The organism is Rhodococcus sp. EPR-147, assembly GCF_001647185.1.
Classification (GTDB): domain Bacteria; phylum Actinomycetota; class Actinomycetes; order Mycobacteriales; family Mycobacteriaceae; genus Rhodococcoides.
Window position 1 is genome coordinate 1 of sequence record NZ_LVCU01000260.1, and the last position, 7,482, is coordinate 7,482.

Annotated in this window: 8 protein-coding genes; 4 read left to right on the forward strand and 4 right to left on the reverse strand. The window is 65.5% G+C overall.

Translation table 11 applies throughout. The features are described 5' to 3' along the window. The coding region (locus A2J02_RS12620; RefSeq protein WP_068050502.1) for a TetR/AcrR family transcriptional regulator at positions 1-526 on the forward strand (526 nt) is incomplete at its 5' end. A 14-nt stretch (positions 527-540) separates the two neighbouring features. Here A2J02_RS12620 and A2J02_RS12625 read toward each other — a convergent pair. Further along, positions 541-2,172 (reverse strand): ABC-F family ATP-binding cassette domain-containing protein, encoded by a 1,632-nt coding sequence (locus A2J02_RS12625; RefSeq protein WP_068050503.1) that lies wholly within the window; start codon positions 2,170-2,172, stop codon positions 541-543. A gap of 155 nt (positions 2,173-2,327) precedes the next feature. On the opposite strand from A2J02_RS12625, the gene A2J02_RS12630 reads away from it, so the two are divergent. The 3 genes from A2J02_RS12630 to ku are packed head-to-tail and all read left to right on the forward strand — an operon-like array spanning position 2,328 to position 5,260. Beyond that, complete coding sequence (locus tag A2J02_RS12630) at positions 2,328-3,116, forward strand: SDR family oxidoreductase (RefSeq protein ID WP_068050504.1); 789 nt, start codon at positions 2,328-2,330, stop codon at positions 3,114-3,116. Next, a complete protein-coding gene (locus A2J02_RS12635; protein ID WP_068050505.1) occupies positions 3,113-4,270 on the forward strand; it encodes a lycopene cyclase family protein in 1,158 nt (385 codons plus the stop codon). Before A2J02_RS12630 ends, A2J02_RS12635 begins: the two co-directional genes overlap by 4 nt. 51 nt (positions 4,271-4,321) lie before the next feature. Further along, positions 4,322-5,260, forward strand: a complete 939-nt coding sequence (ku, locus tag A2J02_RS12640) for a non-homologous end joining protein Ku (RefSeq protein ID WP_068050506.1) — start codon at positions 4,322-4,324, stop codon at positions 5,258-5,260. A gap of 21 nt (positions 5,261-5,281) precedes the next feature. On the opposite strand, the gene A2J02_RS12645 is transcribed toward ku, so the two are convergent. The 3 genes from A2J02_RS12645 to A2J02_RS12655 are packed head-to-tail and all read right to left on the reverse strand — an operon-like array spanning position 5,282 to position 7,464. Then, positions 5,282-5,668 (reverse strand): metal-sulfur cluster assembly factor, encoded by a 387-nt coding sequence (locus A2J02_RS12645; protein ID WP_068050507.1) that lies wholly within the window; start codon positions 5,666-5,668, stop codon positions 5,282-5,284. 2 nt (positions 5,669-5,670) lie between these two features. Continuing rightward, the gene (sufU, locus tag A2J02_RS12650) at positions 5,671-6,162 is read right to left on the reverse strand and encodes a Fe-S cluster assembly sulfur transfer protein SufU (RefSeq protein ID WP_068050508.1); all 492 of its coding nucleotides are present in this window, start codon (positions 6,160-6,162) and stop codon (positions 5,671-5,673) included. Beyond that, positions 6,163-7,464, reverse strand: coding sequence for a cysteine desulfurase (locus A2J02_RS12655; RefSeq protein ID WP_068050509.1), 1,302 nt, complete (start codon positions 7,462-7,464; stop codon positions 6,163-6,165). Positions 7,465-7,482 lie beyond the last annotated feature (18 nt).

Below are 7,482 nucleotides of genomic sequence, written 5' to 3' on the forward strand. Positions count from 1 at the left end.
CGACGGCGCGCGCAAGTGCTTCGGCGAGTTCGGTTACGAGGGCGCGACGGTACGGCGCCTGGAAGAGGCCACCGGCCTGTCGCGCGGAGCCATCTTCCATCACTTCAAGGACAAGGACGGTCTCTTCCTCGCGCTGGCGCAGGAAGATGCCCGACGCATGGCAGAGGTCGCGTCCACCCAGGGTCTGGTGCAGGTCATGCGAGACATGTTGGCGCAACCCGAACAATTCGAGTGGCTCGGAACGCGGCTCGAGATCACCCGACGACTACGCACGGACGCGGACTTCCGGAGCAGCTGGGCCGAACGGTCTGCAGAGCTGACCGACGCGACGCTGGGGCGACTCGAGCGTCAGAAGACCGCAGGAAGACTGCGCGACGACATTCCCAACGACGTCCTCGCCGACTACCTGGATCTCGTGTTGGACGGCCTGGTGGCGCGCATCGCGTCGGGCCACGGTAGGTCCAACCTCTCGGCGATCCTGGACCTGGTCGAGGAATCGGTTCGCAGGCAAGACCGATCGGAATGACTCTGGCGAGCGGGTCAGGCCAGCTGGATCAGTTCCAGGTACTCCTGCGACCAGTGGTCCTCGGTACCGTCGGGAAGCAGAATCACCCGCTCGGGTGAGAGTGCTTCGGCGGCACCGGGATCGTGCGTGACCAGCACGACGGCACCCTTGTAGCTGCGGAGCGCGTCGAGGACCTGCTCGCGTGAGATCGGGTCGAGGTTGTTGGTCGGTTCGTCGAGCAGCAGCACGTTCGCCGCCGAAGAGACCAGGCCCGCAAGTGCCAGGCGGGTCTTCTCACCGCCCGACAGTGTCCCTGCAGGCTGGTCGAGCTGGGGACCGGTGAACATGAAGGCTCCCAGGAGCGACCGCAGTTCCTGCTCGCCGGTGTCCGGTGCCGCGTGCCGGATGTTCTCCCAGACCGACGCGTGGTCGTCGAGGGTGTCGTGTTCCTGTGCGAAGTATCCGACGCGCATGCCGTGGCCGGGTTCGATCTCGCCGGTGTCGGCCTTCTCGGTTCCGGCGAGGATTCGCAGCAGCGTCGTCTTGCCTGCACCGTTGAGCCCGAGCACCACTACACGGCTGCCTCGGTCGATGGCCAGGTCGACGCCCGCGAAGATTTCCAGCGATCCGTACATCTTGGTGAGGTTCTTCGCCATCAGCGGCGTCTTGCCGCACGGTGCGGGCTCGGGGAAACGGATGTGCGCCACCTTGTCGGACACCCGCTCGGCGTCGAGGTTGGCGAGCAGCTTGTCCGCGCGCTTTGCCATGTTCTGTGCCGCAACGGCTTTCGTTGCCTTGGCCCCCATCTTGGCGGCCTGCACTCGCAGTGCGCCGGCCTTCTTCTCCGCGTTGGCGCGCTCACGGCGGCGACGTTGCTCGTCCGTGGCGCGGGCGTCGAGGTACTTCTTCCAGTTCATGTTGTAGATGTCGGCTTCGCCGCGCACTGCGTCGAGGAACCACACCCGGTTCACCACGTCTCCGAGCAGTTCGACATCGTGACTGATCACGATGAGTCCGCCCTCGTGGCTCTGCAGGAATCCGCGCAACCAGGTGATGGAATCGGCGTCGAGGTGGTTGGTGGGCTCGTCGAGCAGCAATGTGGTGTTCGAGCGTCCGCCACTGCCGTCGGACGCGGCGAACAGAATTCGAGCCAGTTCGACGCGTCGGCGCTGACCACCGGAGAGGGTCCGCAGCGGTTGACCGAGGATGCGGTCGGCCAGACCGAGGCTGTTGCAGATTCGGGCCGCCTCGCTCTCGGCCTCGTAGCCGCCGAGGGATGCGAACCGCTCTTCGAGTTCGCCGTACTTGCGCACGGCCTTGTCGAGCAGCGCCTCGTCTGCGACCTCGGCCATCAGTGCCTGCTGCTTCTCCATGCTGTGCAGGAGGGTGTCCAGGCCCCGGGCCGAGAGCACTCGATCCTTGGCCAGCACGTCGAGGTCGCCCTCTTTGGGATCCTGCGGAAGGTAGCCGAGCTCTCCGGTACGCACGACCTCGCCCGCGTACGGCTCACCCTCACCTGCCAGGATGCGCAGCGTGGTGGTCTTGCCTGCACCGTTGCGGCCCACCAACCCGATGCGGTCGCCTGCCTGTACGCGGAGCGCGGGCCCCTCGGTGGACAGAAGGGTCCGCACACCGGCACGAACTTCCAGGTCGGTGGCGGTGATCACGCGTGCGCTCCTAGCGATTGCCGAACAAGACCGTTGCCCGTCGACCGACGGGCGAACTCAGGTGTGCCGTCGAACGGCACAGCAAACCCCCATTTTAGCTCAGCATTCACGTGCCCTCACCCAGGAACGACGGTGACACCGGTAACGTCTGATCGATGACCGACGCCCCCGAAACCGTCAGCCCGTCCAGCGCGCCGATCCCCGACCTGGCCGGGCGCACCGCACTCGTCACCGGCGGCAGCCGAGGCATCGGCAAGGCCATCGCCGCGGAACTGCTCGCTCGCGGCGCGAACGTCGCCATCACCGCCCGCAAGCGCGAACCACTCGTTGCGGCGGCAGCAGAGCTCGGCGATTCCGTGCTCGCGATCGACGGCAACGCAGGCGACCCGGAGCACCGACGCACCGCGGTGGCGAGCACGGTGGAGACCTTCGGTTCGCTGGACATCCTGGTCAACAACACCGGTATCAATCCCGTCTACGGTTCGCTGATGGATGCCGACCTGGCGGGCGTGAGCAAGATCTTCGACACGAACGTGGTGGGGACTCTCGGCTTCGTCCAGCAGGCCTTCCATGCCTGGATGGGCGAGCACGGCGGCGCGGTCGTCAACATCGCGAGCGTGGCCGGCATCCGCTCGACCGGGGTGATCGCCGCGTACGGCGCATCCAAGGCCGCTCTGATCCGCCTCACCGAGGAGCTCGCCTGGCAGCTCGGTCCGAAAATTCGCGTCAATGCCGTGGCACCGGGCGTGGTGAAGACCAAATTCGCCGAGGCCCTCGTCGCCAACGGAGAAGACGCGGCAGCGGCCGGCTACCCGATGAAGCGCCTGGGAAATCCGGAGGATGTCGCTGCGTTGGTGGCCTTCCTGGTCTCGGACGCGTCGTCCTGGATCACCGGCGAGACCGTGCGCGTGGACGGTGGTTTGCTCGCCACCGGCGGAATGTGAACGATTTCTCGGCCGACGTCGCGGTCGTCGGCCTCGGTCCAGCCGGGCGGTCGGTCGCCCATCGATGTGCCGAGGCCGGACTCGATGTGATCGCAGTCGATCCACACCCGTCGCGCACGTGGACACCGACGTACTCCGCCTGGGCCGACGAGTTGCCGTCGTGGTTGCCCGAGACCGCGGTCGCCTCGACTGCGCGCAAACCCGCGGTGTGGACCGATCACCAGCGGATCATCGACAGGACGTACTGCGTGCTGGACACACCTGCGCTGCAAGCGGCCTTGTCGGTCGACCGCGTGCGGGTGCTGGCCGCGACAGCTGTCGACGTCACCGGTTCCCGGGTGACGACCGCCGACGGCTCGATCGTCGATGCCCGTCACGTCGTCGACGCCCGTGGCACACTCGATTCGCGCGACCTCGCCCAGCAGACCGCCTACGGGATCGTCGTCGAACGCGACCGCGCCGAACCGATCCTCGAAGGGGCCGACGCGTGGTTCATGGACTGGCGCACCGACAACGGCGCTCGGCACGGTGAAGCCCCGAGTTTTCTGTACGCCGTGGCACTCGACGACGATCGAATCCTGCTCGAAGAGACCTGCTTGGTGGGCCGACCCCCCCTGGAACTCGCAGTTCTTCGGTCGCGGCTGCACCACCGTCTGACCCATCGCAACCTGGAACCGACCGGCAAGGAGGATGTCGAACGAGTCCGCTTCTCGGTCGAACCGCCGCCTCGGTCCCGACTGCACACCGGGCGAGGCGGTCCGGTGCTGTTCGGGTCTCGCTCGAACCTGATGCATCCCGCCACCGGGTACAGCGTCGCGGCGTCGCTGGCGTCGGCGGATCACCTCGTCGAGCGTTTCCGAGGTGGCGGTCGGTCGCGCGCGAACCGCCCGGTGCACGTCTGGACGGTCCAGAAACTTCGTAACCTCGGACTGCGCACGGCACTGGCTCTCGAACCCGAGATGGTCCCCCAGTTCTTCACCAGCTTCTTCTCGCTCCCGGTCGAACTGCAGCGCTCCTACCTATCGGGCCACGACGACGCCTTCGGGACGATGACCGCGATGCTGAAGATGTTTCCGACGCTTCCGGCGTCGGCCAGGCTCGCGATCGCGCGCACGATCGCGCGCACGATCGCGCGCTCGCCGGGCCGTAGCTGAGTTTCTCGCCAACGGTCGACACACGGGCGCCCGGTCGGCGATCATGGACAGATGCGCAGCATTTGGAAGGGCTCGATCGCCTTCGGACTGGTCAATGTTCCGGTGAAGGTCTACTCGGCCACCGAGCAGCACGACATTCGGTTCCATCAGGTGCATGCGAAGGACGGCGGTCGCATCAAGTACGACCGGATCTGTCAAGAATGCGGCAAGTCGGTGCAGTTCGCCGATATCGACAAGGCCTACGACTCCCCCGACGGTGAACGCGTCATTCTCACCGACGACGACTTCGACAAGCTGCCTGCGGCGGAGAAACACGAGATTCCGGTTCTGGAATTCGTGCCGACCGAGCAGATCGATCCGATCCTGTACGACAAGAGCTACTTCCTCGAGCCGGACTCTGCCTCACCGAAGGCCTATGTGCTGCTGCGCGAGACTCTCGAAGAAACAGAGCGCACCGCGTTGGTGCATTTCACTCTGCGCCAGAAGACCCGCCTGGCCGCACTGCGCGTGCGCGACGACGTCCTGGTGATCCAGACACTGCTGTGGCCGGACGAAGTCAGGGCGGCTGAATTTCCTTCGCTCGAGGACGCGCCGTCCGCGCGCCCGCAGGAAGTGAAGATGGCGACGTCCCTCGTGGAAAGCATGTCCTCGGAATTCGATCCGACCGAGTACACGGACGACTATCAGACCGAACTGCGCAAGCTGATCGACGAGACGCTCGCCAACGGCGGTGAGAAGGTCATCCACACCGAAACGGAAAAAGACGACGACGGCGAGGACGCCGAGGTCGTCGATCTCGTGGCGGCCTTGCAGCGGAGCGTCGAGGCGGCAGGCAAGAACGCGAAGTCCGGGTCGGCCACATCGGCTCCGGCAAAGAAGGCACCCGCCAAGAAGGCAGCTGCTAAGAAGGCTCCGGCCAAGAAGGCGGCTGCGAAGAAAGCCTCGGCCAAGTCCGCCGACTCGAAAGCCGACGAAGCGAAGGGTGCGTGAGGGGGCCGATTCGGCCGTGCGTCAGACGGTGAAGCCGAGGGCCCTGAGCTGCTCGCGACCGTCGTCGGTGATCTTGTCCGGGCCCCATGGCGGCATCCAGACCCAGTTGATCTTGAGATCGGCGGCCAGTCCGCTGCGCACGAGCGCGCCGCGCGCCTGATCCTCGATGACGTCCGTCAACGGGCATGCCGCCGAGGTGAGCGTCATGTCGACGGTGACGATGTCGTCGGCGTCGATCTTGATGTCGTACACCAGTCCCAGATCGACGACATTGATTCCGAGCTCGGGATCGACGACATCGCGCATCGCTTCTTCGAGGTCCTCGAGCACCTTGATCTCGTCGGCGGTCAATTCCACCGGCGTGGTCTCGGCTGTCACTGCCTGCGTCGTCTCTGTTGCTTCGGTCATGATTACTGTCCTCCGGAAAGTGCCGACCGGGCGGTCTCGCCCGTCGTGGCTGTCGAATCTGCGTCCACTACTTGAACAACCGCGTCCTTGAAAGCCATCCATCCCAGCAGAGCGCATTTCACGCGAGCCGGATACTTGGCCACACCGGCGAACGCAATGCCATCGCCGATGACGTCCTCGTCACCCTCGACGGTACCTCTGCTGCCGACCATGTCGCTGAACGCGTCGACCGTCTTCAGCGCGTCGGCCACGCTCAGGCCGACGACCTGATCGGTGAGAACGGACGTCGCCGCCTGACTGATCGAGCAGCCCTGGCCGTCGTACGAGACGTCTGCAACGGCGCCATCCTCGATCTGAACACGCAGGGTGACCTCGTCGCCGCAGGTGGGGTTGACGTGATGTACCTCCGCGCCGAAGGGCTCACGCAGTCCACGGCCGTGCGGGTGCTTGTAGTGATCGAGGATCACTTCCTGATACATCTGTTCCATCCGCATCTAGAGCTGCCCTCCCCCGCCGTGGTCGTCGGAGCGAGCGGTTCCGAAGAACGTTTGCGCGCGGCGAATCGCCTGTGCGAGAACCTGCACTTCCTCGACCGTGTTGTACAGCGCGAACGAGGCGCGCGCTGTCGCAGCCACACCGAACCGTCGGTGCAGCGGCCACGCGCAGTGATGCCCGACGCGAATGGCGACGCCCTCGTCGTCCAGGATCTGTCCGAGGTCGTGGGCGTGAATGCCGTCGACCACGAACGACACTGCCGAACCGCGGTCGACGTTCTCGGTCGGGCCGATCACGCGAACACCGTCGATTTTCGCGAACTCGGCGAGAGTTGCTGCGACCAAAGCCTTTTCGTGCGCGGCGATGACATCGATGCCGATGTTCTCCAGGTACCGCACAGCGGCACCGAGTCCGACGACCTGCGAGGTCATGGGAACCCCGGCCTCGAATCGTTGCGGAGGCGCGGCGAACGTCGTCTTCTCCATGGTGACGGTCTCGATCATCGAACCGCCGGTGATGAACGGAGGCATCGCCGCGAGGAGCGCCGCCTTGCCGTAGAGCACGCCCACTCCCGAGGGACCGAGCATCTTGTGACCCGAGAACGCGGCGTAGTCGACATCGAGCGCGTGAAAATCGACCTTCATGTGTGGCACCGACTGGCATGCGTCGAGAACGACGAGCGCACCGACCGCCCTGGCCCGACGCACCAACTCCTCGACCGGGGCCACCGCGCCGGTCACGTTGGATTGATGCGTGAAGGCGAGAACCTTGACGGCGGAAGACAATTCGAGCGAGTCGAGATCGATGCGTCCGTCGTCGGTCACGCCGTACCAGCGCAGCGTTGCACCGGTTCGAGCAGCAAGCTCTTGCCACGGAACGAGATTGGCGTGGTGCTCGAGTTCGGTGACGACGATCTCGTCGCCGGGACCGAGGTGACGATCGAATCGTTGATCGGCAAGCACGTACGTCACGAGGTTGAGCGACTCGGTCGCGTTCTTGGTGAACACGATCTCGTCGACATCCGCCCCGACGAACGACGCGATGGCCGCGCGCGCACCCTCGTAGGCGTCGGTGGCCTCTTCGGCCAACTGATGCGCCCCGCGATGCACAGCGGCGTTGCACGTGGTCAGGAACTCACGCTCGGCGTCGAGTACCTGCACGGGCCGCTGCGAAGTGGCACCGGAATCGAGGTACACCAACGGCTTCCCGTCGCGGACGGTGCGCGAGAGGATGGGGAAATCGCGACGAACCGTGGCGACATCGAACGATGTCGCCACCGCCGCAGCTGCGGGTGCAGCCATACTCATGCTCCGGTGGTC